Origin of the sequence: Vibrio gelatinilyticus (genome assembly GCF_022836845.1) — a bacterium.
Classification (GTDB): Bacteria; Pseudomonadota; Gammaproteobacteria; order Enterobacterales; family Vibrionaceae; genus Vibrio; species Vibrio gelatinilyticus.
Genome location: NZ_JAJNNZ010000019.1, coordinates 1 through 26363, shown reverse-complemented (window position 1 = coordinate 26363; position 26363 = coordinate 1). Strand labels below are relative to the sequence as shown.

Sequence of the window (26363 nt, the reverse complement as noted above, 5' to 3'; positions counted from 1 at the left end):
ATATCGCCCAATATACTATGACAGCGGTTCCAATTATCCCGTCACCAATAAAATATATTGTGAACTGTATCACGCTATTTTTCTGTAGATCTCGAACGCGTCACTAAAAGTACCCCTTTAAAATCTGATAGTTATATCAACAAGGTCTTATTGCCTGTAACCAAAACGACACGACGTAGCCAGAAAAATATCACTTTCACTGCCCTTCATAACGCGTATCTAATGGTTTCTTTCCCGATAACCAAGACATTGATATACTTAGTCAGATAACCTTTTTTGAAAATGGAAGTAAACTATGATCATCGTAACTGGCGGCGCTGGCATGATTGGCAGCAACATTGTGAAATCGTTAAATGAAGCAGGTCATAACGACATTCTGGTGGTGGATAACCTAAAGAATGGCAAGAAATTTCAGAACCTTGTTGATCTCGATATCACCGACTATATGGATCGCGATGACTTCCTAACCCAAATCATGGCTGGTGATGATTTCGGCCCAATTGAAGCGGTGTTCCATCAAGGTGCGTGCTCTGCTACGACAGAGTGGGATGGCAAGTACATGATGCTCAACAATTACGAGTACTCAAAAGAATTGCTTCACTATTGCCTAGAGCGCAAAATTCCATTTCTTTACGCCTCGTCAGCGGCCACTTACGGTGATACCGATACCTTTGTGGAAGAGCAGCAATACGAAGGTGCGCTCAACGTTTACGGTTACTCAAAGCAGCAGTTCGATAATTACGTTCGCCGCTTAACCGCTGATGCCGAAGCGCACGGTGAAAAGCTGTCTCAAATTACCGGTTTTCGTTACTTCAACGTTTATGGCCCACGCGAACAACACAAAGGTAGCATGGCGTCTGTCGCCTTCCACTTGAACAACCAAATGAACGCCGGTGAAAATCCAAAATTATTTGAAGGCAGTGGCCATTTTCAGCGTGACTTCATTTATGTGGGTGATGTGTGCAAGGTAAACTTGTGGTTTATGGAAAACGGTGTATCGGGCATTTTTAACTGCGGTACAGGTAATGCCGAAAGCTTTAATGCCATTGCCGAGGCAGCTATTAAGCACCACGGTAAAGGTGAGATTGAAACCATCCCGTTCCCAGAACATTTGAAAGGTGCCTATCAAGAGTTTACTCAGGCAGACTTAACCAAGCTGCGCGCTGCTGGCTGTGATGTTGAGTTTAAGACTGTTGCTGAAGGCGTGGCCGAGTACCTGGCGATTGTGAATAGCAAGTAATTACCATCGTTTCTGAATCGCCCCTTTAACAAAGGGGCGACAAAACTTTTTCATATTCCGCCTATAATATCTAAATCACTTCTAGGTATTACTAACCAAAAGATACACTTATTATAATGAAAGTTTTTATTGTTAGCTTGCTACGCAGCCAGGATAGGCGAAAAAATATTGCAGAGGAATTAAACAAGCAAAAGATACCTTTTGAATTCTTCGATGCTATTGACGGTCGCGAAGGTGAACATGAGCTTTGGGCTAACTACAATCTAGCAAAAAGAATATGGTTAACTAGCGGACGCCCGCCTTCTAGAGGGGAGCTCGGTTGCTTTGCCAGTCACTACTTATTGTGGGAGCGTTGCGTCGAGCTTGATGAGCCAATTTTAATTATAGAAGATGATTCTGAAATCCAGCCTGAATTTGGCCAGCATTTTGAGCAACTCCAACAATCAGTACTAAAATATGGTTTTCTTCGTCTTGAACATGAAAATAACGAATGTACGTTATATCCAGTAGAACAAGGTGAGGCATTTTCGATCAGTTATATGGATGCGAATTATCGCGGTACCGTGTCATATACTCTGACTCCAAGCATCGCGAACAAACTTTTGGCGCACGCCAAACGCTGGTATTCGCCAGTAGATAATTACATTGGATCAGCATTTGTACACGGAGTTGTTTCATACAAATATCAACCCGAAATTGTTAAAAACACTGAAGATTTTGCAAGCACAATTCAGCACGATGATCCTGACAAAGCGCCATTGTATATAAAACCAACGAGAGAGCTCTACGCCCTCTACCAACGAATTAAGCATTGGAATACTAATCGAAAAATATTAAAGCAGCTTTTTGGCTGAATAGTTTCACCCAATACTGCCAGTATTGCTTTTGACATCAAGCCCAACGTTCTTCCTCGTAAAGTACAAGGTTGATATACTAACCTGATACACTCAAGCTAAACCAAATTGTTTGGCTCCCCCTTTCAACTTTAGATGGAACCGATAATGAATATCCTTATGGCCCTCTCCCAACTTGAAGTCACTGGGGCTGAAGTTTACGCCACAACTGTTGGAAATGAACTCACAGCAAGAGGCCATAATGTCTTCTATATTTCTGATACTTTAACAAAACCACATTCCGGGCCATTTTTTAAGTTGCGCTTCAACAAACGTAGTATTTTTCGCCGTTTCTGGCATGTGGGCTATTTAATCTACCTTATTAAGAAACACAATATCCAACTGGTTCACGCTCACTCTCGAGCTTCAAGCTGGAGTTGTCATGTCGCTTGCAAAATTACCGGAACACCAATGGTAACGACAGTGCATGGCCGACAACCTGTTCATGCATCTCGGAAAAAGTTCCATGCAATGGGCAGTAAGGCACTACCGGTTTGTGAGGCCATTAAAGAGCAATTAGCTTCTGACTTAGCTGTTCCATTACAACAAATGGAAGTCAGTCGCAATGGTATTGAGACCGAACGATTCCAGTGGGCACAATCGCCAACAAACATTAAGCCTGTGATTACTATTGTTGGCCGCTTAACTGGACCGAAAGGGGAATTGTGTTTTCGACTGCTCAATGAGTGTTTGGATCTCGAGCGCTTCGACGTGCGAGTGGTGTCAGGTTCAGCTTTTGAGCCTCGCTTTGATAAGTTTAAAAATTCGGTAAACTTTACTGGATACACCGACGATGTCCCCAAAATGCTCAGTGAAGCCAATTTGGTCATTGGTGCGGGTCGCGTTGCAATGGAATCTCTTCTGTGTGGGCGCCCGACCCTAGCGATAGGCGAAGCAACATGTGTTGGCATTGTTGATGACAATAATATTTCACAAGCAATGGCCACGAACTTTGGTGATATTGGCCCTAAAGATTTGGATATTGACTTTACCAGTATCGCATCGATTGTCGAAAAAGGCTTGGCTTCGCCACATTGTTCTGAGTCTACTAGTCAAACCGTTCGTAACCATTATTCACTACCACATATCGTCGACCAGATAGAGCGTATTTATCAGGATGTGTATGTGGATACATTGCGTCAAGAAATGCCTGTCATTATGTATCATCGTTTTATCAAAGATGAGAGTGGCAAGGGGGTGCATGGGACTTACCTTCATATAGACATGTTTGAAAAGCACCTTAAGCTGCTCAAACGCATGGGATTCGCAAGCCTTACCTTCGAAGATTTACAAGACGGACATTTAATTCGTCGTTTAGAGGCTGGCAAGCGCTATACGATGATCACAGTCGACGATGGCTATATCGACAACCTTGAACTCATGCTACCTGTACTTCAAAAATACGGTTTTAAGGCTGTCGTCTACGCAGTGACTGGGGAAACTTTTAATCGTTGGGATGTTGAAAACCCAAGCAACCCAGAAAAATCCGTTCCTTTAATGAATGCAGAACAATTAAAGCAACTGGCTGATTCAGACCACGTTGAAATAGGTGGGCATACCCTTTCTCACCCGAGACTGAGCAAGCTTAGTGATGAGCAACAATTCAAAGAAATTGTTGAAAATAAAGAATCTCTAGAATCTATTTTGGGCAAGCCAGTGATTTCTTTTGCTTACCCCTTCGGTGATCACAATCAAGCTTCAAAACGCATCGTTCAAGATGCAGGCTACCAATTTGCGGTGGCGACTGACTCAGGCCCACTCAAATTCCATCAGGACCCTTATCAAATCCGCCGTATTGCTATTTTCCCGAAAACGGATGTATTTGGGTTATGGCGTAAAGTTCGCGGTAATTATCTGTTTAGAAAGGTTAAAAGCTAATCTATGCGCAAAGTCATTTCAAGGTTGCAATTATTCCGAGACCAGCTAAGACGTAAAGTCGGGGTTTGGCTATTTGACAAATCGAAAGCAAAAATAGAGTCTAACCATCAACAGTGGCAATCCGACAAAATCAAGCACATTGTATTTGTTCGAACGGACGCTAAGCTAGGCGATGCTTTTGTCTCATCTTTTGTGTTTTCGGCGATAAAGAGATTCAATCGTGATATCCAAATAACCGTTGTCGCCTCGCCAAACATGGCAAGCTTATTTACCGACCATTTAGGTGCCGACCGCGTTGTCATGTTAGAAAAAAGACCTAAATACAGTGATATTCGCAAAGCCTGCCAGGAAATTGGACAATGCGATCTGGTGGTTTCACTTAGCCTGAATATGAAAATGAAAGACATCTATTTTTTACGTTGCTGCCAGGCTTCACACGTCGCGGGCCTCGATGATGAGCTAAAACTCATCGACTTAAAGCTGGGTTCTGCGACAAAAGGGAAACATTTTGCTGAAAAGTTTATGTATCTGCTCGACAAGATTGGTATCAAGCCTGTCGAAACGCACTATGTGATCCCACAAACCAAAGAGTCTAGGCAAACGGCACAGGATTTTATCCATGACCATAAGCTACGCCGATATTGTGTGATTAATGCTTTTGGCAGCGGTAATGCACGAAAATTGACAGGCGAATCGATTAAAAAGATCTCTCAGTCCATCTCACGCCACGATCCCGATATCAAGGTAGTGCTAGTTTCCTCTCCAGAAACGAAATTGTTGGCTGATCAATACATAAAGCAATTTGACATAGATGCTCTGCACTACAATGTAAGTCGCTCTATTTTTGATATTTCAAGTGTCATTAATTTCGCTGAGTTTGTGGTTAGTGTGGATACTGCTACAGTGCATATGACAACAGGCCTATCTCGACCTCAGCTGGCTTTTTATCATGACGATAAAGAGAACTTTTCTCAGTGGCATCCAAATTCAGACCTTGCGTTAACGAGCATCGCAAAATCTACCAGCGTCCCTGATATTAATAGTCTCGACTGGGAAGATGTAAACAGTAAAATTGCACACTTAGTCACCAAAGCAAAAGATCCGACACAATGAAAATACTAATCATTGGCCCTTCCTGGGTCGGCGATATGGTCATGTCGCAAAGCCTCTATATTCGCCTTAAGGAATTGCATCCAGAAGCAAGCATCGATGTAATGGCTCCAGCCTGGTGCAAGCCAATATTAGAAAGGATGCCGCAAGTCAGTAAAGCGATTGATATGCCCATCGGTCACGGCGCCTTCAACTTGAAAGGCCGATGGCAATTAGGTCGCCAACTAAAAAAAGAACGCTATACGCACGCCTTTGTGCTGCCAAATTCGGCAAAGTCTGCACTGATTCCGCTCTTTGCTGGCATTCCCAAGCGCACGGGTTGGAAGGGTGAAATGCGCTATGGTCTACTTAATGATTTGCGCCCAAATAAACGCGTGTTTCAATACTACGTAGAACGCTTTGTTGCACTAGCATCAACCAAAGAGGCAATGACGCACGAAGTTGAATTGCAGTCTTGCCCTCGTCCAAAATTTGCCATAGAGGCTAAAACGCAGCAAAACGCACTCGATAAGTTCAACTTGACGACCTCTCGAAAAGTCTATGGCATGTGCCCTGGTGCCGAATTTGGCCCAGCGAAGCGCTGGCCTGAACAGCACTACGCTAAGGTCGCGCAGTCCCTTATTGATGAGGGCAATCAAGTTTGGCTGTTCGGCTCTCAAAAAGACCAAGAGGTCACAGAGAAAATACGCCAAGCATTGACACCCGAAGCAATTCAACACTGCCATAACTTGGCGGGCAGCACCTCATTAACAGAAGCTGTAGACTTGCTGGCTGCTTGCGACACCGTGATCAGCAATGACTCTGGGCTAATGCACGTATCTGCTGCCGTGGGTTGCAAGATCGTCGCAATTTATGGCTCAAGCTCACCAGATTATACGCCGCCACTCGGCGATGATGTCAAAATTGTCCATACTGATATTGAATGTCGACCATGCTTTAAGCGTGAATGTCCTTTAGGACACTTAAAATGTTTGGTGGATTTGCCACCAAAACGTATCCTAGAGGCAATTCAGCAACTCAACAAAAAAGAGAATGTGCAATGAAATACTACTGGTGTGAGCGTGGTGGCTATGTCTCAAATAAAGCCCAGCAATATTTAAACAACGATTTTTCACCAGAGAAGGTCAAAAACATCACCGTCATCCGACAAGCAGCGTTGGGCGATCTGGTGATCGTTCGCCCATTCCTAACAGAAGCTCGACGATTCTTTCCAAATGCCAAAATCACCCTGGTCGGTGTTTCGAACTACCAATACGGGCTACCTTCAGATCTGGCCGATGAAACCATTATTGTTTCTGGTCGAGAAAAAAAATCGGAAATGACGCTCAAAAAGAAGTATCAGGAGTTCTCTCAACTTCCTGAACAAGACATCATTTTTGACTTAGCAGGTACCGCGCGCTCTTATTGGATGATGCTCTTGAGCAAGGCCAAATTGAAATTTGGTTTTCCATATAAGCCTTACCTAAATGGCACCCTCTACAATATTTCAGTGTTTCGTTCAGATTACCAACCCGAAGTCGAATGCATGCTCGATATGTTGAAGATGCTCGGTCACTCTCCAGCAAGGCCTTTAGATTTTGCCTACCCTAGCAATTTAGAGATCGAGCAGCCCAAAGGAGAAAAGCCTCAGATACTATACTTCAATGGCGCTTCAACTAAATCAAAGATACTATCCGAGCAACAAATGCAGTTGCTGTTAGAGGCTGCTGTAGCGGAACTTCCAGATTACCAACATGTCTATTTGGAAGGAAAAAATGACTTCGAAAAAGGCGACTTTGTCCGTCACCTAGAAACACATGACAACTTCAAAATCCAGCCCTGTTTGCCTTTGGATGATTTAGTCACATACATTTCAAAAGCGAAATTGGTCGTCGCCCCAGATACTGGCGTGCGAAACGTCGCCGTGTCGACGCATACTCCAACTGTTGGTATTTTTTATTCAACCGTCCCATTTCGCTATACTCCGATGGATGGACGCCACCATATTGTTATGAACGCCGATGGTACAATCCCATCAAACGAACAAATTATAGATGCAGTTAAACAGGCCCTATAGGTTACTTATGTCAAACTCCGCTCCAACCATTTCCATCGTTTGTCCTTGTTATAACGAACAAGCGGTACTGCATATCTTCATGGAACGAATTTCCACTGTACTGCAAGAAACCGGGTACAGCTATGAAGTCATTTTAATTAATGATGGCAGTAAAGACGACACACTGAGTGTGATGGAGTCTTTGCGAGAACAAGATAATCACGTGCGTACGGTAAACCTATCGCGTAACTTTGGTAAAGAAGCGGCGCTGACTGCTGGGCTTGATTTGGCGCGTGGTGAAGTTATCATCCCGATTGATGCCGATTTACAAGATCCACCAGAACTGATCCACGATTTTCTGCGCGAATGGAATAAAGGTTTTGATGTGGTGGTGGCCAAGCGTGTTGATCGCAGCACCGATTCGTGGGCTAAAAAGCTCTCTGCTGAACTGTTTTATAAGTTTCATAACGCCGTCGCTCACGTCGAGATCCCAGAAAACGTCGGGGACTTTCGCTTAATAAACAGACGCGTACTTAAAGCAATTCAGTTGCTGCCCGAAAACCAGCGTTTCATGAAAGGGATATTTTCCTGGGTGGGCTTTAAAACATCTGTGGTTGAGTACAAACGTGAATCTCGCGAAGCGGGCGAAACCAGCTTTAATGGTTGGAAGCTGTGGAACTTTGCTCTTGATGGCATAACCAGTTTTAGTACTGCGCCACTGCGCATCTGGCTTTATATTGGCAGCGTGATTTCTGCTTTCGCATTCCTTTACCTCAGCATCACTGTTATTAAAACGTTGATATTTGGTATCGACTCACCTGGCTACGCGTCATTAATCACCGTGATCTTATTCTTAGGTGGGGTGCAATTAATCGGTATTGGTGTGTTAGGGGAATACGTTGGCAGGCTTTATATGGAATCTAAGCGCCGCCCAACCTACATTATTGAAAGTGATCAATATCAAGGCAAAGACAGCATTAACGCGAAACAAGAGAAGCAAGATGACTGCTCTGCTTGACAGGCTATTACAATACCGGATCATAAGATTCATCTTGACCGGTGGTATGGCCACGGCAATTCATATTGCCGTTGCTTTTTTATTTCTCAGGTTCGCTCAGGATAGCGTGCTGTATGCCAATATCTGCGGCTTTACCATCGCGTTCTTCTTCTCTTACTTTGCGCAAACACTGCTTGTATTTAAGCACAAAGTAAACTGGAATAACGCGATCAAATTTTTCGCGGTTCAATTTTCTTCACTGATGGCCGCGCAAGGCATCAGCGAGATCTTTTCCGATGTAAACAGTTATGCTCGAGTGTTGATCGTGGTGGTGATATTGCCCGTTATTACCTATATCGTTCATAAGGTTTGGACTTTTTCTGAGCCAAACAACGCAACCATTAATAAGTAACCTAACCTCTAGAGTGAACTCATGTTATCAAAAGCATTCCTAGAAAAGCACTTCTCTGCTCTCTATTTTATTGGTTTCACCATTGGGCTGGCCTTTGCTTTTATCTATGCCAACAACCAGATCTTAACTGGTGACCAAAACCAGATGTTGGAGAAAGGCTATCTGGCAGTGTACTCTGATATCTGGACCAATTTTGGTAATGCGGCAAGCGCTGTAGGCAGCGTACCAGGATCATTAACAACCTGGTTAGTTGCCGGGCCACTGCTTATCTGGGACTCCCCCTGGGCACCAATGGTTCTGTTATTTGCTTTGCGGGTTGTTTCACTCGTTCTTTTAGATTCAGTATTAAAGCAAATCTTTGATAAACCAATCCGGTTACTCTTTTTAGTACTCTACTGGCTCAATCCTTGGCTGCTCTATGACAGCATATTGTATAACCCATCTTACTTGTGCTTCTTTGCTTCTTTGCATCTTTGGAGCGCCTTTAAGATGCGTGAAGGCGGCAACACCTTCATTTTCACCTTCTTGCACGTCTTATCGATAGGGCTTGCGATGCAGCTACACTACTCCTGGCCGGTGCTTGCTGTACTGTCTGTCTTCTTGCTCTATAGAGGCATGGGAAAAGTATCATGGTTTGGCGTATTTTCAGCCTTATTCGTTCTGGGGCTCTCTTTGATCCCTTACATCATCGAGTATATGGCCAATGAACAACTGAGCCGCGAAAGCGACCGTTATATCGGTTATGGCTTAGTACATGTGTACCCTGTTTTAAAAGCACTGCTTTACTGGATACGTTATGCCTCACTGCTGTTTTCCAATAAAGTAATTGCTTACAGTGATTTTGACTGGTTAACCAGCATTGAATGGTTAAAAGTGAGTGCTCTGTACCTGTGGAAAGGCATTGTCTTCATCATTGGTGGCTTAAGTGTGGCACTTTCGGCAAAAGTCACCTGGGACTGGTGGAAATCCATCAAAGGAAGCATTAAAAGACAAGCTAATAGCGATGTTTGCTCAGACAAAGCACAATGGCTAAAACTCTATGCATTTGGTGCTCTTATCGGTGTATTGGTTAGTGCTGCGCTATCACCGATTACCTTTTCATACTGGCACTTGATCCTGGTTTATCCACTAGCATTAATACCGATGTTGTTTGCCGCGAATACATGGCTCAATACAAAACCAACATTGACGTTAAAAGCTGTTGGGGTTCTGTGCTGCTATCTATTGTTGATCAATATACTGGCCTCACACGACAGTATTAAGTTCTCCTACGATGTGAATTATGCACAACAGGTCGAAGCTTTTCTTGAGCAGAGCCCAGAGAAATATAATTTGAGTGAGCGTTGATAACTTATGATTCGCATTTTTTATACCGCGTTGCTTGTTTTAGTTAGCCCGTTTTTTTTATATGGCCTATTTAAGAAAAAGCCTGGAAAACCCAGTGTTAGCCAGCGCTGGAAAGAACATTTTGGCGCCACTCCCCGCTTAGACGATTCAAGTATTCAACCCCTTTGGATCCACGCTGTTTCAGTAGGCGAAGTCATCGCGATTTCTCCTTTGATTAAACGCCTCAAAGAAAAGCAGCCTTCGATAAAAATCGTACTGACGACCACGACCCCTACGGGTGCCGCGCAAGCCAGTAAGTTGAAGGATCTGGTAGAGCATCGTTATATGCCACTTGATTTTGGGTTCGCGGTTAAGGGATTTCTGCAAGCTATCAAGCCTAGCCAGTTACTGATCGTAGAAACCGAGCTTTGGCCAAACACTTTGCACTGGGTCGCTAAAGCGAATATTCCAATCTCCGTAGTTAATGCCCGGCTTTCTGAGCGCTCTTGCCAGCGCTACGCGAAAGTGCAGCCTATTTTTAATTTGCTGTCAAAAAACCTTTCTCTGGTTCTATGTCAGCACGAAGACGATGCCGAGCGCTTTATTCGCCTGGGTGTCGATAGTCAAAAAGTCGCGGTCACTGGTTCACTTAAATTTGATATTTCTGTTGACGATAAAGACATTGAGGCTGGCAAGAAGCTACGAGATGAAATTGGACAACGCCCTGTGTGGATCGCTGCTAGTACTCACGAAGGTGAAGATGAACAATTACTTGATGCTCACCAGAGTCTACTAGAGCAGATCCCTGATGCGTTGATGATCATCGTACCAAGGCACCCTGAACGCTTTACCAAAGTCTTTGAGATAATCAAGCAAAGGGGATTAACGACGATTCGCCGCACCAGTAAAGAACCGATCACATCAATAACCCAGGTTTTTCTAGCAGACACCATGGGCGAAATGATGACGCTACTTGCCGCATCGGATGTTTGCTTCATGGGTGGCAGCTTGCTGGGAGATAAGGTAGGAGGGCACAACCTACTCGAACCATCTATAATGGGGCTTCCCACGCTGACAGGGCCGAGCTACTTTAATTTTAAAGACATAACCCAACAACTGCTCTCTATTGATGCCTGCCAGGTAACGGTAAATGACGAGGCCATTACTCAACGGCTGTGGGAGTTACTGTCTAATGAGGCGATAAGAAACAGCGCGGGGGAAAAAGCGCAACAATACGTGCAAAAAAATGCAGGAGCCATTGCCACAACACTGCAATTTATTGAAAAACGAATATCGCCTACAATGTAAATAACGCAGACCTATTTTAACTCTTATTTAAATAACTAACTTTTGGTTTCTTAGGAGCACCTCTTGAAATCTTTGTCCTTACTAAGCCGAGTCAACTTACTGTTTTTGATTGGATTCTCGATATCCATCCCAGCATCTAAAGCGGGAATGAACTTATTCCTTTATACCTATTTATTGAGCTCCTTTGCTCTACTGCGTTTTGATAATGTGCAATTGAATGACTCATCACGTTGGGTACTGAAAAGTTCTCTTATCGTATTTGGCCTAGGGATTGTTCTCGCTCTTTTCTCAAAAGGATTTGATAAGGACGCGATAGTCTATATCCAGAAGTACGCTTACCTGCTCTTTCCTGGGGCATTGTTGATCTCTATACACAAGTCAAAGCGTTTCGCATGGTGGTCAATTGGCGCATTCATACTAAGCGTCATCGTCTGTTTATCTATCGATTTGTACTCTTTTGCGATCATTCATGACTTTTTCCACAACAGGGGGGTCGTTCGCTTATGGGGGCAAATTGGCTACAGTCGTTGGCCCATCGTTCTGGTGACGGCAATGACTATCGCTTTGCTGGTTGAGCTAAATACTAAAAAGTGGTTACTCAAAGGGTTAGCTTGGCTATTTGTCGCACTAGCGCTGGTCGGGCTAGCATTAAGCGGGTCAAAAGGCGGCATAGTGGCTGTTGGGGTGGTCGGTTTCGCTTACTTGTTAATTCTGGCGAAGAAAAATTGGTTCATTGCCCCGGTTGTTCTCTTGCTTGTCTTTGTGGGCGTAAACTCTGAGCTATTTCAAAAAACCATTGGTCAACGTGGCCTGAATACTGAAACAATAACCGCATCGAGTTCAACTCAGGCGCGACTGGTTATGATTAAAACTGGCGCAGCGCTTTCTGTAAATAACCTACAAAACGACATCGCGTATTTTCTTTTCGGTGGTGGTATTGAAAACCCAGAAGAGCCCTTCCAGAATGCTCTGGATAAGCTACCTGATCAAGAGAATCAGGCGCTAATCTACCGCGGCAAACATTGGGGCCATACCGATTTACATAACAGTTACCTGGACCAACTGTTGAAAAGCGGTGTGATTTTTTCCATCTTGTTTTACTGGCTTATCATTCAAGTTACATTCAGAGCTTTCAAAGGCTTAAAGACCGTAGAACAATACCACTATCTACCGAGCATGTTTGCCACCACACTTGTAAGTTATGTGGTTTTTAACGCGTTCTACAGTAACTTCTCAGACTATGCCATTTACTCGCAGATCTACTTAATCGCGATAGCGTTGGCCTCGCCCAACATACTCAATAAAAGCACCCCGGTTGAATAGCGCTTTATGGGTAAAGTATTAACATCAATAACTACTTTACCCATAACTCTACATAGCAATTAAATGGCCTAGGTATTTGAGGATTGGCAACTCTTTCATTTCTTTCGCCGCTTTGACGCTGCGAAGCTTGTAGTAATCGGCATAACATTGATTCGACCAACTATCTGTATCGACTGATAATGCCTCCCACCCATAGTATTGAGGCATGCGTAACCGATAAGATGGCTCATCGAAGACAGTATCACTACCTACCTGGTGTTTGCTGATTCTGTTCATATTGGCCCCATACATTCCATATGTCTCTAGAGTCAAGACCGTCACACTGAAAATCATTATGGGTAACACAATATAATTTCTCAGCCGAACATTACGGTTTTCAACCAACATGAATGCAAGTAACAACGATGAAATCAGAGCTGCTGGAAAATAAGCTCGTCGAGACGGCAGTACACCAATCGTGAATGCTGAAATATCTACAATCAGGAGAATATATAAGACAGATAATACGATGTAGTAGCGGCTATTAAAGCCACTATTTTCCGTTAATAATCGATTTAAAACGATGATTGGCAGCAATAAGGTACTGAAAAGTACAATAGCCCCTAGAGCATCCCCAGATGGCTTTTCATAAAAATAAAAAAGGAGAAGCGGCAACAACAATAAGATGAATAGATAGTTTAGCCATAGTTTTCTATTCGCTTTGACATCAAGTTGCTTAAAAGAAAATTTAAACAAACTCACCAAAACGAACAAACAGGCTAACGCCACCCCATAGTTTGTCGTATACATTGCGTTGCCAATTGATCGCAAGTAATGGTAAATCACCTCAACCACATCCCCACTGATAAGCATCGCTAGAATATCGCTGATTGCGGTGTATTCATCAGGGTTGTTGGCTGCTCGCACTTGATTTCCCGGCGCTGTATAGAGAACAAGAAAGCCGATAATATAAGCCAATGAAGGTATGACAACGCGCCACGTACTCGCTCTAGATTTTAGTGCAAACCCACAAGCGAATACGCTAAGGATTGAACCAATCGCCCCCAAATCAAAAGAACTTAACCCGGCAAAAAAACTCATCACCGAGAACAAGGCAACCGATAAGGGGGATGATGCTTGGTACCAGTTAACATCTCGCCGAAAGCAGCTTAGTATTGCACTAAAGTGGATCAATATGATGGCCAGTGCCCAGGAATAATTGAGCGCTCCGGCCCTCCACAAAAATATGGCGCCAAATGAGCTAAACACAGAAACTAACACAAAGCTCGCCAACAAGAACCACGCATCTTTCGCGCCTTTTCTGCTATAGCCATAAATTAAATAATGACTAAAATAGAAAATCACCCCACACGCTAATGCATTACCTATGTGAAGATATATTCCTGTTAGGCTGCCTCCGGCAAAGAGTATTAGCAGATCGCCAAAACGAGCATTCCAGTTCAAATAAGAGTCCGTTACACTCGCCCACCCGCCATTATTCATGGATAAGTTAAGATGACAGAAGTCATCCGCCACTAGGGGGAAAAAATAGCTTAATGCAAAAACAAACAGCATTATTCCAGCTAATACTTTGTTAAACGGTGTGCTTAGTTGCTTGGTAAACATACTACCTTCAGTGCTTAGAGTTTCAGTATATGATTTTGGTGACGAGCCACTTTTAAATCGCTGTATTTTTAGTAAGAGACAACCAATCATTTTGCTGCCAGTTTATCGAACGCTTATTTAACTCTTTCTCAAACGATCGCTTGAGTCTATCCCAGTTACTTTGCTTCCAATCGTCACCTTCTTGCTGGCAGCATTTATCAAAGTCGATGATCCAGACCTTATCTTGGTCGTCGATGAGAATATTGTGAATATTGAGATCGGTATGATTGACCTGAGCGTCGTGCATCTTGCGGATCTCCTGACCGATTTTTTGATACATTTCCGCTGGTAGTGGATGTTCTTGCAAGATGGCCACTAAATCACGAGCATTCGGTATTTTTTCACTGAGTAAATCCGCTCGATACACAAGCCCAGACTTCTCAACTTTTGCGGCAATGGGCCTTGGTACGTTCACTCCGGCTTCAATTAGTGTCTTCAGCAATTGAAACTCTTGGTAGCTACGAGTGTTTTCCCACCCAGAGAACCAATATTGGTCTTTGACTAATTTACCAAACAGACCGCCACGGCGATAATGACGCAACGCTGCTTCAATTGTCTGTGTTTGCACAAACCAGGTGGTTCCTCGCCCTAGCGCGCTGCCAATCACTTTCCCTTGTTGCTGCCAATATTCAGGGTCAAAAACTTGCAGAGGGGCTTCTTTTAATAGTGTGTCGTCATACCAAACGACGGTGTTAGCGCGTTGCAATTTCTTCATGGTTTGAGTCCTAATGTCGTTAGCTTGATTTTACAATCAAACGGCTTATCTGCATAATCCTTAAATGTTTCCAACGCTTTGAATTAATTATGGCGCTTTTTAGCACTCCTCCTAAATCTCTTTGTATATTACGCCTTTCCGCGATTGGCGATGTGTGTAACACCATTGCCGCTGTGCAAGCCATTCAAAGTCAGTGGCCTGAGACTAAAATCACCTGGGTGACGGGCAAGTTGGAAGCTCAGCTGCTTCAGGCGATAACAGGCATTCGCGTCGTCGTATTTGATAAAAAAGCCGGCTGGCAGGGCTACAAAGCACTCTGGAAAACACTGGATGGTGAACACTTTGATGCGCTGTTACACATGCAGTATGCCTTTAGGGCTAGCATTGCTACTTTGGGTATCAAGGCGCGCTACAAGCTAGGGTTTGATGCTAAACGCAGTCAGGATTTTCAAGGTCTGTTTACCAATGTAAAAGTCCCTTCTCCTGCAAAGACTCATGTCCTGGATGGTTTATTGGCGTTTAATGAAACGCTTGGTTTGCAAGCACAAGCTGCGCAGTGGTCACTCACTTATCAAGCTGATGATAAGATTTGGGCAAGTCAGTATTTGCAAATAAAGAAAAACCTTCTTGTGGTACCTGCCGCCAGTAAAGGCTATAAAAATTGGACAGCGCAAGGCTATGCTGATGTCCTTGCTCATGCTCACCAGCAAGGTTGGAATATTATCTTGGCTGGCAGCCCAGCAAGTATTGAAGTGGAGCTGGCAGAGCAGATCGTATCGAAGCTAAGCTTTGAGGTGACCAATCTTGTCGGCCAGAGCTCATTGATGCAGATGCTCGCGTTGATTGATCTCGCTGACTTGCTCATAGCACCCGATACCGGGCCTACTCATATGGCAAATGCAATGGCAACGCCGGTCATTGGTTTGTACGCCCACCACAACCCGGCACGCACAGGCCCTTATAACTATCAAGATTATGTGGTTTCCGCTTATGAAGAGGCTATTCAAGCAGAAACTGGCAAGCCGAGCAGTGAGTTGAGTTGGCGGGCACGAGTCAAAGATAAAGCGGCAATGCAAAGAATCAGTACTAAGCAAGTCATCGCGATGTTTGACCATGTAGTTGAAACCGAGAAATTAGCACTTGTCTCGGCAAAGTAAACCCGGCCTCAATAAGGTGCTATGCTCGCTATTAAAGATTCCCTTTTTCAAGGGAATGACAAAATTTTAGTCTAAGGTAAACAAAGTGACCAAACCAACACTTGCTGTAGCATTGATTGTTAAAAACGAATCTAAACATCTCAAAGCGTGCCTTGAAACGGTTCAAGGTTGGGTCGATGAAATCGTTATTATGGACTCTGGCAGTACCGATGACACCGCTGAAATAGCGGCGGAGTTTGGTGCCAAATTTCATGTTAATGCTGACTGGCCAGGCTTTGGCCCTCAACGTCAACTGGCGCAAAGTCATGTTGAGTCCGATTTTGTCTTTTGGCTTGATGCCGATGAGCGCGTCACACCAGAGCTGAAACAACGTATCCTTGATGCGGTTCAACAGCAAAAAGCCGATACTATTTTTCAGTTTGAGCGCTTAAGCTGGGTGTTTGGACGCTTTATCAAACACTGTGGTTGGTACCCCGATCGCGTACTACGCCTCTACCCGACTAAGCTCACCCAGTATGATGATTCGTTAGTTCATGAAAAAGTAGAAACAACCAAGTCAATGAAGGTTGAAACTCTTAAGGGTGATCTTATCCACTACACCTATGATGATATGAATCATTACCTGGTCAAGTCAGCGGGCTATGCCAAAGCCTGGGCCGAGCAGCGGGAAAAGCGTGGAAAAACATCCAGCATCAGCCAGGGCATTATTCACGCCCTCGCCTGTTTTGTGAAAATGTACATTGTTAAAGCGGGCTTTTTAGATGGCAAGCAGGGCTTTTTACTATCGTTACTGTCTGCGCATTCCACCTTTGTGAAATACGCGGATTTATGGGTGAGACAAACTCAAGATAAACCAACAAAGTGAGATTTTTCAAAATGTCTAAACCAAAATGGCTGAAATCAAGTTACATCAAAGCAAGATTTAGTCAGCTATTCGTCTCAGTCTTCAAACGACATAACCAAACCCTGGGAAATGGTATTCTCATTACCTCTACAGATGGGCTTGGGGATGCATTTATGCGTCTGTCCCTGGTTTATCACTTGTGCCAGAAAAATGGTTTTGATAATGTCTGGGTCGTTTCCAAGCCACCAGCGATTCCACTATATCAAGCGTTGGGTATTCAAGTAATTAAATACACCGACCGGAATAGAACCAGTCCCTTCAAGCGATTAGCGCTAGTCAATGAGCTCAATCGCCTTCCAATAGATAAAGTACTTGCTTTAGAGTTCACGCGAAATGAAGATCTTATCGATTTGATTGTTCAGAAAAACAAGATCGGGTTTTCACACAATGGTAACCCAGAGAATGACCGTCAACTTTCTGAAGTCGTGACTAATCCTGGATATGCAGGAGATGCGCTAACGAATATGAGCCAACACCTTGGTTCGGACGTCAAGCTCATGGATAACACCGATTTTTTGTCTCGATTTATCGCAGATATCAAGCCCCAAATTATCAATACTCAACAAGAACAGTTGCATGTTGTCTTAGCCGTTGGGGCTGCCGCTAGCGAAAAAATGATGCGCATATCGAATATCGTCAAAATAATGGAAGCCTTATATTCTGCGTATCCAAATATACACTTTACCTTAATTGGTTTTGGAAAGCGCGACGACAAATATACCAAGCTGATTGAAAAACACTATAAAGCGCAGAATCTACAAAACTTGGTATCAAAAGCATCCTTGAAAGAAACCATTGAGATTGTAGCAAACTGCGACCTTCTTATTGGCTTCGATTCAGGTATGTATAACTTGGCTTTCACTCTTAAAAAGCCCACCATTTGCTTTGCAACTCATGTAGAAACCGCATTGCACGAGGCCGATTGCCTGCGTGTTATTAGAGGCACTGATACAGAATATGGGGTTTCTGATGAGTATGGGTGTAAGCGTACCAACTCCGTATATCCAGAAGTCGTTATTTCTCAATTTGAAGAGTTGCAAAAAATCACAGAAAAGTAGCTTTCACTAGAAGTTCACTCTCCTCTTCTGTGTACTATTAGCAGTATTCTCGGCACCACAAGCTAAGCTCTTTTGCTACCTCACCAACATCAATTCGAGCCATGTTTTCTTGGCTCTTTTTGTCTTCGGCGATTGGCGGGCAAAACGCAATATGCCGCCCCTCTGAGTTAAGCGGTCTCCAACGCAATGGCGTTGCTGAACGCTTAGCTGGGAAAAAGCCCACTGTAGGTACATCAAGGGCCGCAGCAATGTGCAATGGGCCTGTAGAGCCAGCAACGAACGCACTGGCACACGCTATTGAGCGTGAGAAGTCCACCAGTCCGTCATTTTCATCATAGACCACGCTGCGTGTCGCCATGTTTGCCAAAGCAACGTGCAATTCACGCGCTTTTTCTTCTTCTCCTGGGCCTGCCGTTAACACGACCTCGAAATCACCATCGATATTGGCCACCAACGTCGCGTATTGCGTGATAGATAAGTTATTTGCTGAGCCTCCGCTGCCCGCATGCACGTAGAGCCACGACTTGCCTCTGTCTAACCCAAGTGACTTGGCTAACTTGTCTTTTTGTTGCTCTAGATCTTGCTCGTTAAACTGCAAGTAAGGCGTTGTCGGTTCAACAATGGGCTGCTTGATGTCCGTTAGGAATGCACGAATGAGATCAAGGTTATATTCATATTCTGGCTTAGCGCTTTGTGAACGCTTTTGCTTTATTCGCTTGTTATAGAATATTTGCGCCAATTTGGTCGCTGGCGCCAGGCGGTAAGGGATTTTAGCCCTCCAAACCAACAGCGCATTGTAGGTGGTCGAAAACAAGTTAAGAGACGCTTCAAAATCAGCGGCTTTTATGTCTGAAACCAGTGCTTGCTGAGCCAACTTATCACTGTTTTTTCCTGGGTCTACCAATACGTCATCAATCCACGGACAAAGCTCTGCCAGTGCAACAGTATAATTAGGCACCAACGCGGTAATATGACAATCGGGAAGCGATGCTTTGAGCATAGCAAAGCTTGGCCACGCCAACATGAAGTCGCCGATTTTGTCGTTTCTTACTACCAGTATTTTTTTCATTGTTACCTACTTCACGCTGATTTTTGTGCTCATCGCTAATCATAACAAGTGAACGCAATAATGATAACTCTTTGCCGCTTTGTTACACTGAATAAAATACTGAATAACAGAGCAAAGACAGTGACGAAGAAAAGAATTTCCAGAGTAGTTTACCCTGGCACTTTTGACCCAATTACCAATGGCCACCTAGATTTGATTGAACGTGCTGCTAGCATGTTTGACGAGGTGATTATTGCCGTTGCCGCCAGTCCAAGTAAAAACACCATGTTTACCCTTGAAGAGCGCGTTGACTTTGCACACGCGGTGACGAAGCATTTAGGCAATGTCACAGCAAAAGGGTTTTCTGGTTTGATGGTTGATTTTGCTAAAGACGAAAAAGCCAATGTTCTGATCCGAGGCTTACGCACCACCGTCGACTTTGAATACGAGTTTGGCTTGACCAACATGTATCGTCGACTCATGCCAGGTCTGGAAAGTGTTTTTTTGACCCCAGCAGAGGAGCATGCGTTTATTTCATCAACCATAGTGCGAGAAGTGGCGATTCACGGCGGTGATGTGGCTCAGTTTGTGCCCGATGTGGTAGCCAAGGCACTGGAAGAGAAAAAGAAAGTCTAGAATCAAGTGGCATCGACAACGCCCCTTTATCGTCATCCCAGAAACAATGCACCCACTGGTGTTTATCATACCGCAGGACGTTGGCATTGTTGCCAGGATTCTACTCACGGCTTGGTGCACGCTTTGGTTAGATTCCCGCTTTCGCGGGAATGACATAATAAATGGGCGGGAATAACGAATACTTCAGGAATGACGAATGCTTCAGGAATGACAACGAAGGCAGAAACGACTGCCTTCTCAAGTCACTGCTACGTCGAGTCGTTAAATCCCGTACTGTGCGCGATAGGTTTTCACCGCCTCTAGCTGCTCTGGATTGCCACCCTTCTCTTCAAGATAAGTAATCAAATCCGTGAGACTGACAATCGAAATCACTGCGCAGCCAAAGTCACGCTCAACTTCCTGGATAGCCGACAGCTCACCTTTGCCTTTTTCTTGGCGATCGATAGCCACCAATACGCCAGCAAGGTCTGCACCGTTTGCTTTAATGATTTCCATCGACTCACGAATCGCGGTACCCGCTGTGATCACATCGTCCACCAGCATGATACGCCCTTCTAACGCGCTGCCCACGAGGTTTCCACCTTCACCGTGGTTTTTTGCTTCTTTGCGGTTGAAGCAATACGGCGTATCAACATCATGGTGATCGGCAAGTGCTACGGCTGTTGTCGTCGCGATTGGGATACCTTTGTATGCTGGGCCAAATAGCACATCGAAATCAATGCCAGAGTCTGCCAGCGCTGCTGCGTAGAAACGGCCAAGGCGAGCAAGATCACGACCTGTATTGAAAAGACCAGCGTTAAAGAAGTAAGGGCTAGTACGACCTGATTTTAAAGTAAACTCACCAAACTTAAGAACTTCTTTCTCTAGTGCAAATTCAATAAATTCACGCTGGTATGCTTTCATTTTCTTCTCTCTATAGGTTGTTGGGAATGACTATCCACACGTCATCCCTGCGTAGGCAGGGATCTTACGTCATTATGTCGCTCGCTTTAGGGGGATTCCTGCCTGCGCAGGAATGACACCTTTATTCATTGCTGGTAACAAGCAATGCGCGAACGTATTCTTACTCAAAAAAATAGCCCCCTTGCGGGAGCTACCAAATAAACTATTTTTCCAATGCCAGCTTCTGAGCTGCCACGATCTCGGCAATGCCTTTATTGGCTGACTCAAGCAGAGCCAACAATTCTTGATGGGTGAACGGTTCACCTTCGGCAGTGCCCTGGATTTCAATCATGCGACCGTCTTCGGTCATCACAACGTTCATATCAGTATCAGCCGCTGAGTCTTCTACGTATTCAAGATCGCAGAGAATGTTCTCGCCCAGAATACCAATAGAGACCGCCGCCACGTGACCTTTCATTGGGTTGGCTTTAAGTTTACCTTGCTCAACTAAGCTATCGAACGCGTCGGCTAACGCCACACTGGCACCAGAAATAGCCGCTGTACGCGTACCGCCATCGGCTTGAATCACGTCACAGTCTACCGTCACCATAAATTCACCCATCGCTTCTAGATCAACGACAGCTCGAAGGCTGCGTGCAATCAAACGTTGGATCTCCATGGTGCGGCCACCTTGCTTGCCGCTGGCCGCTTCACGACGCATTCTTGAGTGTGTAGAGCGAGGTAACATGCCGTATTCCGCCGTCACCCAGCCTTGTCCCTTGCCTTTTAGCCAGCGAGGCACGTTCTCTTCCACTGTGGCATTACACAAGACTTTGGTATTGCCGAACTCCACTAACACAGAACCTTCTGCGTATGCGGTGTAGTTGCGGGTCATTTTTATTGGGCGCACTTGGTCTGCTGCGCGGTCATTTGGACGCATTGGCATTACCTTAATTGGGAAGAGGGTTTGGTTGGGCGCAGATTATAGATCAAATGCGCTTGCGGATCTAGGTGAGACCATCACGGTCACGACGCTCGCCATAAGTCTTCTATGCCCTACCGCGCTTTCAATATTATGACTCACTCATATGGCTGTGCTACCATACTGTTAACTTTACCTATTGAACCCGTCAGCAAGGAAATTACAAATGATCTACAGCATGACCGCTTATGCACGTAAAGAAGTCAAAGGTGACTGGGGCACCGCAGTGTGGGAAATCCGCTCTGTCAATCAACGCTACCTAGAAACCTACTTCCGTATGCCAGAGCAGTTTCGTGGTTTAGAGCCTGTTCTGCGTGAGCGTTTTCGTAAGCGCCTTGCTCGCGGTAAAGTCGAATGTCACCTGCGTTTTGAAGCCAACCCTTCTGCTAAAGGCGAACTGAGTATTAATGAAGCTCTGGCTCAGCAGGTCGTCAATGCTGCGAAACAAGTCATGACACTGACCGGCGAAGAGAGCCGCTTAAATCCATTTCAAGTGATGAACTGGCCCGGTGTCATGGAAACGCCAGAGCAAGACATGGATAGCATCAATAAGCAATTGCTGGCTGGCTTTGACGCCGCTATTGGCGATTTCATCGAGGCAAGAGCAAGCGAAGGCGAGAATATGAAAGCGCTGATTGTTGCCCGCCTAGAAGCCATTACCGCTGAAGTGGTTAAAGTACGTGCGCGCATGCCGGAAATCATTGAATGGCAACGTGAGCGCCTACTCACCAAATTTGAAGATGCCAAAGTAGAACTTGACGCGGGCCGCGTTGAGCAAGAGCTTATCCTGCTAGCACAAAAGTCTGACGTTGCAGAAGAGCTTGATCGCTTAGATTCTCACGTTAAAGAAACCACGGCTATCATGAAAAAAGGCGGCGCATGTGGTCGTCGATTAGACTTCATGATGCAAGAATTCAACCGTGAGTCGAACACACTAGCATCGAAATCGATCAGCACTGACATCACAGCTTCTGGCGTTGAGCTTAAAGTTCTTATCGAGCAAATGCGCGAACAAATTCAGAATATTGAATAATATTTTGTAATCAACTGACATCAACACCTTTCAAGCAGGCTCCTCAGCCTGCTTTTTTATATCTGCATTACCAGACAGACATGTTTCAATCGTCAACCCATGCACCCACTGTTCGGCAGTTTTTTATTGAGAATGCCCTAATGATCGTGCTACTCTTCGCCTCCATTTTTCTGGCCGAAATTTACACGTTTTGGCTAGAGTTATGTATAGAATAAGAATATCAACGAGATATTCTCACCGTTTTCAACTCAAGATGTGGACTTCGACAAATGATAGGTAAAGGCACGCTTTATATTGTATCGGCACCGAGTGGCGCTGGTAAATCGAGCTTAATTTCAGCGATGTTGGAAAAAAACCCAACCTACGCCATGAAAGTATCTGTGTCTCACACCACTCGCGACATGCGTCCGGGCGAAGAAGACGGTGTTCACTACCACTTTGTTGAAAAGAGTGAGTTTGAATCACTGATTGCGCAAGGTGATTTTCTAGAGCACGCTGAAGTGTTTGGGAATTATTACGGCACATCTCGTAAGTGGATCGAAGAAACACTTGAAAAAGGTATTGATGTTTTCCTTGATATTGATTGGCAAGGTGCTCGTCAAATTAGAGAAAAAATGCCCCACGCAAAAAGCGTTTTCATTCTGCCACCATCAAATGGTGAACTTGAGCGCCGCTTAAATGTGCGCGGTCAAGACAGCGACGAAGTCATCGCTAAACGCATGAGCGAAGCAAAATCAGAAATGTCGCATTACAATGAATATGACTATGTCATTGTTAATGATGACTTTGACGGTGCACTCGTTGATTTTAAAGCGATTTTACGAGCTGAACGTCTTAAGCAAGACAAGCAAAGTGTGAAATACAAAGGTATGTTGGACGCGCTACTGGCTGAGTAAACCACTCTTACCACAACGCACCAAAACAAAAGAATTACAAACGTCATCCTTACGAATGTGAGGATCTTAGTCAGCGGGTATTGCGCTCAATTTATGTCAATCACTTGCAGCCAGAGATCCCCTTTTTCAAGGGGATGACAAGTGTGCTACGATAGTAGTCGCATACGATTAAACCAGAAGTAACAGTCGTTAATAGGATCATTTGTGATCTAGAATCTAAACTTAATAGACTGTATACTTTCTCGTCATTCAAAAATTTAGTTAACTATTGGAGTTCTTATGGCACGCGTAACTGTTCAAGACGCTGTTGAAAAAGTTGGTAACCGTTTCGACCTAGTTCTGATTTCGGCTCGCCGCGCACGTCAAATGCAAATCGGTGGTAAAGATGCATTGGTGCCAGAAGAAAATGATAAGCCAACGGTTATCGCACTACGCGAAATCGAAGAAGGCTTGATCACGAAAGAAGTTCTTGATGCACGTGAGCGTCAAGAGCAGCAAGAGCAAGAAGCAGCAGAACTAGCCGCTGTAAGCAGCATCGCTCACACTCGCTAATTTGTCGCACCGCTATAACCTATCTAAGTTTCATCGACTTTCGGGCCTAAAAATTGTATCTATTCGATAGCCTCAAAGACGTTGCCCAAGAATACCTAACAGAGCCTCAACTTGAGGCTCTGCGTCAATCTTATGTGGTAGCAAGAGATGCCCATGAAGGGCAGACCCGCTCAAGCGGAGAACCATACATCATTCACCCCGTAGCTGTTGCTCGTATCCTCGCGGAAATGCGTTTGGATATCGAAACCCTGCAAGCGGCGTTGTTGCATGATGTTATAGAAGACACTGAAGTCACCAAAGAAGAGCTAGAAGAACAATTTGGCACTACGGTCGCCGAGCTGGTTGACGGCGTTTCGAAACTCGACAAATTGAAGTTTCGTGATCGAAAAGAAGCGCAAGCGGAAAACTTCCGTAAAATGGTCCTTGCCATGGTGCAAGACATTCGCGTTATTCTTATTAAACTCAGTGACCGTACCCACAACATGCGCACGCTTGGGGCGCTTCGCCCTGATAAAAAGCGTCGTATTGCTCGTGAAACGCTAGAGATCTACTCTCCGCTGGCTCATCGTCTGGGTATCCACAATATCAAAACTGAGCTTGAAGAGCTGGGTTTTGAAGCGCTTTACCCGAACCGATATCGCGTCCTCAAAGAGGTCGTGAAAGCGGCGCGTGGTAACCGAAAAGAGATGATCGCTCGCATTCACAGTGAGATCGAAGGCCGCCTAGAAGAGGTAGGCTTGAAAGCTCGCGTGTTTGGTCGCGAAAAGAACTTGTTCTCCATCTACAACAAGATGAAGACTAAAGAGCAGCGTTTTCACACCATTATGGACATCTACGCCTTCCGAGTGGTCGTGGATTCTGCCGATACCTGTTATCGCGCTCTGGGTCAGGTACACAGCTTGTATAAGCCACGTCCTGGCCGAATGAAAGACTACATTGCGGTACCAAAAGCCAACGGCTATCAATCCCTACACACCTCTATGGTTGGCCCACACGGCGTTCCTGTTGAAGTACAAATTCGTACCGAAGACATGGACCAAATGGCAGACAAAGGTGTTGCGGCGCATTGGGTTTATAAAGGTAATGGTGACCGCACAGGTACGACGGCTCAAGTCAAAGCGCAGCGCTGGATGCAAAGCCTGCTGGAATTGCAGCAAAGTGCGGGTAACTCGTTCGAATTTATCGAGAACGTTAAATCGGATCTGTTCCCTGACGAAATCTACGTATTCACGCCGAAAGGTCGCATCGTCGAATTGCCACTGGGCGCGACAGCGGTTGATTTCGCCTACGCGGTTCACACCGATGTGGGGAATACCTGCGTGGGGGCTCGCGTTGATCGCAATCCGTACCCACTGAGTAAGACACTGAAGAACGGCCAGACAGTCGAAATCATTAGTGCTCCGGGTGCTCGTCCTAATGCCGCGTGGCTCAACTACGTGGTGACGTCTCGCGCTCGAACCAAGATCCGTCAGGTGCTGAAAACCATGCGCCGTGAAGATTCGATTGTGCTTGGTCGCCGCCTACTCAATCATGCACTTGGTCGTCATAACATCGACAGCATCTACGAAGAGAACATCAGTGAAGTTCTCAGCGATCTTCGCCTCGAATCAACCGATGATCTGCTCGCGGCCATTGGCCTTGGCGAGTTAATGAGTATTGTGATTGCTCGTCGCCTGTTAGGTGATACAGATGAACTGACTCAAACCAGCTCCATTCAATCGAACGGTAAGAAGCTGCCAATCCGTGGTGCGGAAGGCATATTGTTGACGTTTGCCAACTGTTGTCACCCTATCCCAGACGATCACATCATTGCGCATGTTTCACCTGGGCGTGGCTTGGTTGTTCACCGCGAAACCTGCCCAAATGTTCGTGGCTATCAAAGAGAGCCCGACAAGTACATGGCGGTGGAGTGGAGCGATGACTTCGAGCAAGAATTTACCGCGGAGCTCAAGGTTGATCTTCAAAACCACCAAGGTGCCCTTGCTGAGCTGACCAATGTTATTGCAAGTACAGGGTCGAACATTCACGGTATCTCTACTGAGGAGCGTGATGGACGCTTGTATACGGTCACGGTATTACTCACAACCAAAGATCGTATTCACCTTGCCAGCATCATGAAGCGCATCAAAACGATGCCAACAGCACTAAGAGTACGACGACGTAAAAACTAACTTACGCTCAAACTGAATTCGGGTTCGATGTTATTATCGAGCCCGTTTTGTTTTGGAAATCACGGATGAATATTGAACGCTACCTTCGGATTCAAAAGGTTCTTAAAGCTCGCCAACCGGATCTGACGTTATGTTTAGATCAAGTGCACCAAGCCCCAGCAAG

The 26363-nt window shown here is 45.0% G+C and carries 24 protein-coding genes and 1 pseudogene; 20 read left to right on the top strand and 5 right to left on the bottom strand.

The features are described 5' to 3' along the window. The first annotated feature begins 295 nt into the window (after positions 1 to 295). From rfaD to LNL84_RS17495, 11 genes are all read left to right on the top strand, one after another. A complete protein-coding gene (rfaD, locus tag LNL84_RS17545; RefSeq protein WP_244359007.1) occupies positions 296 to 1240 on the top strand; it encodes an ADP-glyceromanno-heptose 6-epimerase in 945 nt (314 codons plus the stop codon). A gap of 116 nt (positions 1241 to 1356) precedes the next feature. Next, entirely contained in the window at positions 1357 to 2094 is a 738-nt protein-coding gene (locus LNL84_RS17540; RefSeq protein WP_244359006.1) for a glycosyltransferase family 25 protein, read from the top strand. Between the two features lie 147 nt (positions 2095 to 2241). Beyond that, positions 2242 to 4011 carry a bifunctional glycosyltransferase family 4 protein/polysaccharide deacetylase gene (locus tag LNL84_RS17535; RefSeq protein WP_244359005.1) on the top strand — a complete coding sequence of 590 codons (1770 nt, stop codon included), beginning with the start codon at positions 2242 to 2244 and terminating at the stop codon, positions 4009 to 4011. Between the two features lie 3 nt (positions 4012 to 4014). Beyond that, positions 4015 to 5124, top strand: a complete 1110-nt coding sequence (locus LNL84_RS17530) for a glycosyltransferase family 9 protein (RefSeq protein ID WP_244359004.1) — start codon at positions 4015 to 4017, stop codon at positions 5122 to 5124. Further along, positions 5121 to 6164 (top strand): lipopolysaccharide heptosyltransferase II, encoded by a 1044-nt coding sequence (gene waaF, locus LNL84_RS17525; protein ID WP_244359003.1) that lies wholly within the window; start codon positions 5121 to 5123, stop codon positions 6162 to 6164. Before LNL84_RS17530 ends, waaF begins: the two co-directional genes overlap by 4 nt. Next, on the top strand, positions 6161 to 7177 hold the full coding sequence (locus LNL84_RS17520) for a glycosyltransferase family 9 protein (RefSeq protein ID WP_244359002.1): 1017 nt from the start codon (positions 6161 to 6163) through the stop codon (positions 7175 to 7177). Before waaF ends, LNL84_RS17520 begins: the two co-directional genes overlap by 4 nt. Positions 7178 to 7184: 7 nt before the next feature. Continuing rightward, positions 7185 to 8174 (top strand): glycosyltransferase family 2 protein, encoded by a 990-nt coding sequence (locus tag LNL84_RS17515; protein ID WP_244359001.1) that lies wholly within the window; start codon positions 7185 to 7187, stop codon positions 8172 to 8174. Beyond that, positions 8158 to 8565: a GtrA family protein gene (locus tag LNL84_RS17510; protein ID WP_244359000.1), complete on the top strand. Its 408-nt coding sequence runs from the start codon at positions 8158 to 8160 to the stop codon at positions 8563 to 8565. The genes LNL84_RS17515 and LNL84_RS17510 overlap by 17 nt, the downstream gene beginning before the upstream one ends. Before the next feature lie 21 nt (positions 8566 to 8586). Beyond that, positions 8587 to 9912: a 3-deoxy-D-manno-octulosonic acid transferase gene (locus tag LNL84_RS17505; protein ID WP_244358999.1), complete on the top strand. Its 1326-nt coding sequence runs from the start codon at positions 8587 to 8589 to the stop codon at positions 9910 to 9912. Between the two features lie 6 nt (positions 9913 to 9918). Next, positions 9919 to 11199, top strand: a complete 1281-nt coding sequence (gene waaA, locus LNL84_RS17500) for a lipid IV(A) 3-deoxy-D-manno-octulosonic acid transferase (protein ID WP_244358998.1) — start codon at positions 9919 to 9921, stop codon at positions 11197 to 11199. A 63-nt stretch (positions 11200 to 11262) separates the two neighbouring features. Continuing rightward, positions 11263 to 12522 (top strand): O-antigen ligase family protein, encoded by a 1260-nt coding sequence (locus LNL84_RS17495; RefSeq protein ID WP_244358997.1) that lies wholly within the window; start codon positions 11263 to 11265, stop codon positions 12520 to 12522. Between the two features lie 48 nt (positions 12523 to 12570). On the opposite strand, the gene LNL84_RS17490 is transcribed toward LNL84_RS17495, so the two are convergent. Together LNL84_RS17490 and LNL84_RS17485 are read right to left on the bottom strand one after the other, a co-directional pair. Then, complete coding sequence (locus tag LNL84_RS17490; protein ID WP_244358996.1) at positions 12571 to 14127, bottom strand: DUF6056 family protein; 1557 nt, start codon at positions 14125 to 14127, stop codon at positions 12571 to 12573. 52 nt (positions 14128 to 14179) lie between these two features. After that, complete coding sequence (locus tag LNL84_RS17485) at positions 14180 to 14881, bottom strand: 3-deoxy-D-manno-octulosonic acid kinase (RefSeq protein WP_244358995.1); 702 nt, start codon at positions 14879 to 14881, stop codon at positions 14180 to 14182. An 89-nt stretch (positions 14882 to 14970) separates the two neighbouring features. Between LNL84_RS17485 and LNL84_RS17480 the strand changes: the two genes are divergently transcribed. The 3 genes from LNL84_RS17480 to LNL84_RS17470 all read left to right on the top strand — a co-directional run bounded on the left by LNL84_RS17480 (position 14971) and on the right by LNL84_RS17470 (position 18000). Then, positions 14971 to 16038: a glycosyltransferase family 9 protein gene (locus tag LNL84_RS17480; protein WP_244358994.1), complete on the top strand. Its 1068-nt coding sequence runs from the start codon at positions 14971 to 14973 to the stop codon at positions 16036 to 16038. 85 nt (positions 16039 to 16123) lie between these two features. Then, positions 16124 to 16903: a glycosyltransferase family 2 protein gene (locus tag LNL84_RS17475; RefSeq protein WP_244358993.1), complete on the top strand. Its 780-nt coding sequence runs from the start codon at positions 16124 to 16126 to the stop codon at positions 16901 to 16903. 11 nt (positions 16904 to 16914) lie between these two features. After that, entirely contained in the window at positions 16915 to 18000 is a 1086-nt protein-coding gene (locus LNL84_RS17470; RefSeq protein WP_244358992.1) for a glycosyltransferase family 9 protein, read from the top strand. A 37-nt stretch (positions 18001 to 18037) separates the two neighbouring features. Here LNL84_RS17470 and LNL84_RS17465 read toward each other — a convergent pair whose 3' ends face one another. After that, on the bottom strand, positions 18038 to 19069 hold the full coding sequence (locus LNL84_RS17465; protein WP_244358991.1) for a glycosyltransferase family 9 protein: 1032 nt from the start codon (positions 19067 to 19069) through the stop codon (positions 18038 to 18040). A gap of 120 nt (positions 19070 to 19189) precedes the next feature. Here LNL84_RS17465 and coaD point away from each other — a divergent pair, with 120 nt between their 5' ends. Further along, on the top strand, positions 19190 to 19684 hold the full coding sequence (gene coaD / locus LNL84_RS17460) for a pantetheine-phosphate adenylyltransferase (protein WP_244358990.1): 495 nt from the start codon (positions 19190 to 19192) through the stop codon (positions 19682 to 19684). A gap of 261 nt (positions 19685 to 19945) precedes the next feature. Here coaD and pyrE read toward each other — a convergent pair whose 3' ends face one another. Continuing rightward, positions 19946 to 20587, bottom strand: a complete 642-nt coding sequence (gene pyrE / locus LNL84_RS17455; RefSeq protein ID WP_244358989.1) for an orotate phosphoribosyltransferase — start codon at positions 20585 to 20587, stop codon at positions 19946 to 19948. Positions 20588 to 20789: 202 nt separating this feature from the next. After that, positions 20790 to 21506 (bottom strand): ribonuclease PH, encoded by a 717-nt coding sequence (rph, locus tag LNL84_RS17450; RefSeq protein WP_244358988.1) that lies wholly within the window; start codon positions 21504 to 21506, stop codon positions 20790 to 20792. A 208-nt stretch (positions 21507 to 21714) separates the two neighbouring features. On the opposite strand from rph, the gene LNL84_RS17445 reads away from it, so the two are divergent. From LNL84_RS17445 to LNL84_RS17425, 5 genes and pseudogenes are all read left to right on the top strand, one after another. After that, a complete protein-coding gene (locus LNL84_RS17445) occupies positions 21715 to 22581 on the top strand; it encodes a YicC/YloC family endoribonuclease (protein WP_244358987.1) in 867 nt (288 codons plus the stop codon). Between the two features lie 272 nt (positions 22582 to 22853). Further along, the gene (gene gmk / locus LNL84_RS17440) at positions 22854 to 23477 is read left to right on the top strand and encodes a guanylate kinase (RefSeq protein WP_244359042.1); all 624 of its coding nucleotides are present in this window, start codon (positions 22854 to 22856) and stop codon (positions 23475 to 23477) included. A 279-nt stretch (positions 23478 to 23756) separates the two neighbouring features. Continuing rightward, a complete protein-coding gene (rpoZ, locus tag LNL84_RS17435) occupies positions 23757 to 24029 on the top strand; it encodes a DNA-directed RNA polymerase subunit omega (protein WP_063603891.1) in 273 nt (90 codons plus the stop codon). Between the two features lie 53 nt (positions 24030 to 24082). Further along, the gene (gene spoT / locus LNL84_RS17430; protein ID WP_244358986.1) at positions 24083 to 26200 is read left to right on the top strand and encodes a bifunctional GTP diphosphokinase/guanosine-3',5'-bis pyrophosphate 3'-pyrophosphohydrolase; all 2118 of its coding nucleotides are present in this window, start codon (positions 24083 to 24085) and stop codon (positions 26198 to 26200) included. Positions 26201 to 26265: 65 nt separating this feature from the next. Further along, a pseudogene (locus LNL84_RS17425) lies at positions 26266 to 26363 on the top strand (tRNA (guanosine(18)-2'-O)-methyltransferase TrmH); the annotation flags it as partial.

What these genes read in the sequence shown, in the direction of transcription:
- rfaD (WP_244359007.1), top strand. Translation starts at nt 296, where the DNA reads ATGATCATCGTAACTGGCGGCGCTGGCATGATTGGCAGCAACATTGTG.
- LNL84_RS17540 (WP_244359006.1), top strand. Translation starts at nt 1,357, where the DNA reads ATGAAAGTTTTTATTGTTAGCTTGCTACGCAGCCAGGATAGGCGAAAA.
- LNL84_RS17535 (WP_244359005.1), top strand. Translation starts at nt 2,242, where the DNA reads ATGAATATCCTTATGGCCCTCTCCCAACTTGAAGTCACTGGGGCTGAA.
- LNL84_RS17530 (WP_244359004.1), top strand. Translation starts at nt 4,015, where the DNA reads ATGCGCAAAGTCATTTCAAGGTTGCAATTATTCCGAGACCAGCTAAGA.
- waaF (WP_244359003.1), top strand. Translation starts at nt 5,121, where the DNA reads ATGAAAATACTAATCATTGGCCCTTCCTGGGTCGGCGATATGGTCATG.
- LNL84_RS17520 (WP_244359002.1), top strand. Translation starts at nt 6,161, where the DNA reads ATGAAATACTACTGGTGTGAGCGTGGTGGCTATGTCTCAAATAAAGCC.
- LNL84_RS17515 (WP_244359001.1), top strand. Translation starts at nt 7,185, where the DNA reads ATGTCAAACTCCGCTCCAACCATTTCCATCGTTTGTCCTTGTTATAAC.
- LNL84_RS17510 (WP_244359000.1), top strand. Translation starts at nt 8,158, where the DNA reads ATGACTGCTCTGCTTGACAGGCTATTACAATACCGGATCATAAGATTC.
- LNL84_RS17505 (WP_244358999.1), top strand. Translation starts at nt 8,587, where the DNA reads ATGTTATCAAAAGCATTCCTAGAAAAGCACTTCTCTGCTCTCTATTTT.
- waaA (WP_244358998.1), top strand. Translation starts at nt 9,919, where the DNA reads ATGATTCGCATTTTTTATACCGCGTTGCTTGTTTTAGTTAGCCCGTTT.
- LNL84_RS17490 (WP_244358996.1), bottom strand. Translation starts at nt 14,127, where the DNA reads ATGTTTACCAAGCAACTAAGCACACCGTTTAACAAAGTATTAGCTGGA.
- LNL84_RS17485 (WP_244358995.1), bottom strand. Translation starts at nt 14,881, where the DNA reads ATGAAGAAATTGCAACGCGCTAACACCGTCGTTTGGTATGACGACACA.
- LNL84_RS17480 (WP_244358994.1), top strand. Translation starts at nt 14,971, where the DNA reads ATGGCGCTTTTTAGCACTCCTCCTAAATCTCTTTGTATATTACGCCTT.
- LNL84_RS17470 (WP_244358992.1), top strand. Translation starts at nt 16,915, where the DNA reads ATGTCTAAACCAAAATGGCTGAAATCAAGTTACATCAAAGCAAGATTT.
- LNL84_RS17465 (WP_244358991.1), bottom strand. Translation starts at nt 19,069, where the DNA reads ATGAAAAAAATACTGGTAGTAAGAAACGACAAAATCGGCGACTTCATG.
- pyrE (WP_244358989.1), bottom strand. Translation starts at nt 20,587, where the DNA reads ATGAAAGCATACCAGCGTGAATTTATTGAATTTGCACTAGAGAAAGAA.
- rph (WP_244358988.1), bottom strand. Translation starts at nt 21,506, where the DNA reads ATGCGTCCAAATGACCGCGCAGCAGACCAAGTGCGCCCAATAAAAATG.
- LNL84_RS17445 (WP_244358987.1), top strand. Translation starts at nt 21,715, where the DNA reads ATGATCTACAGCATGACCGCTTATGCACGTAAAGAAGTCAAAGGTGAC.
- rpoZ (WP_063603891.1), top strand. Translation starts at nt 23,757, where the DNA reads ATGGCACGCGTAACTGTTCAAGACGCTGTTGAAAAAGTTGGTAACCGT.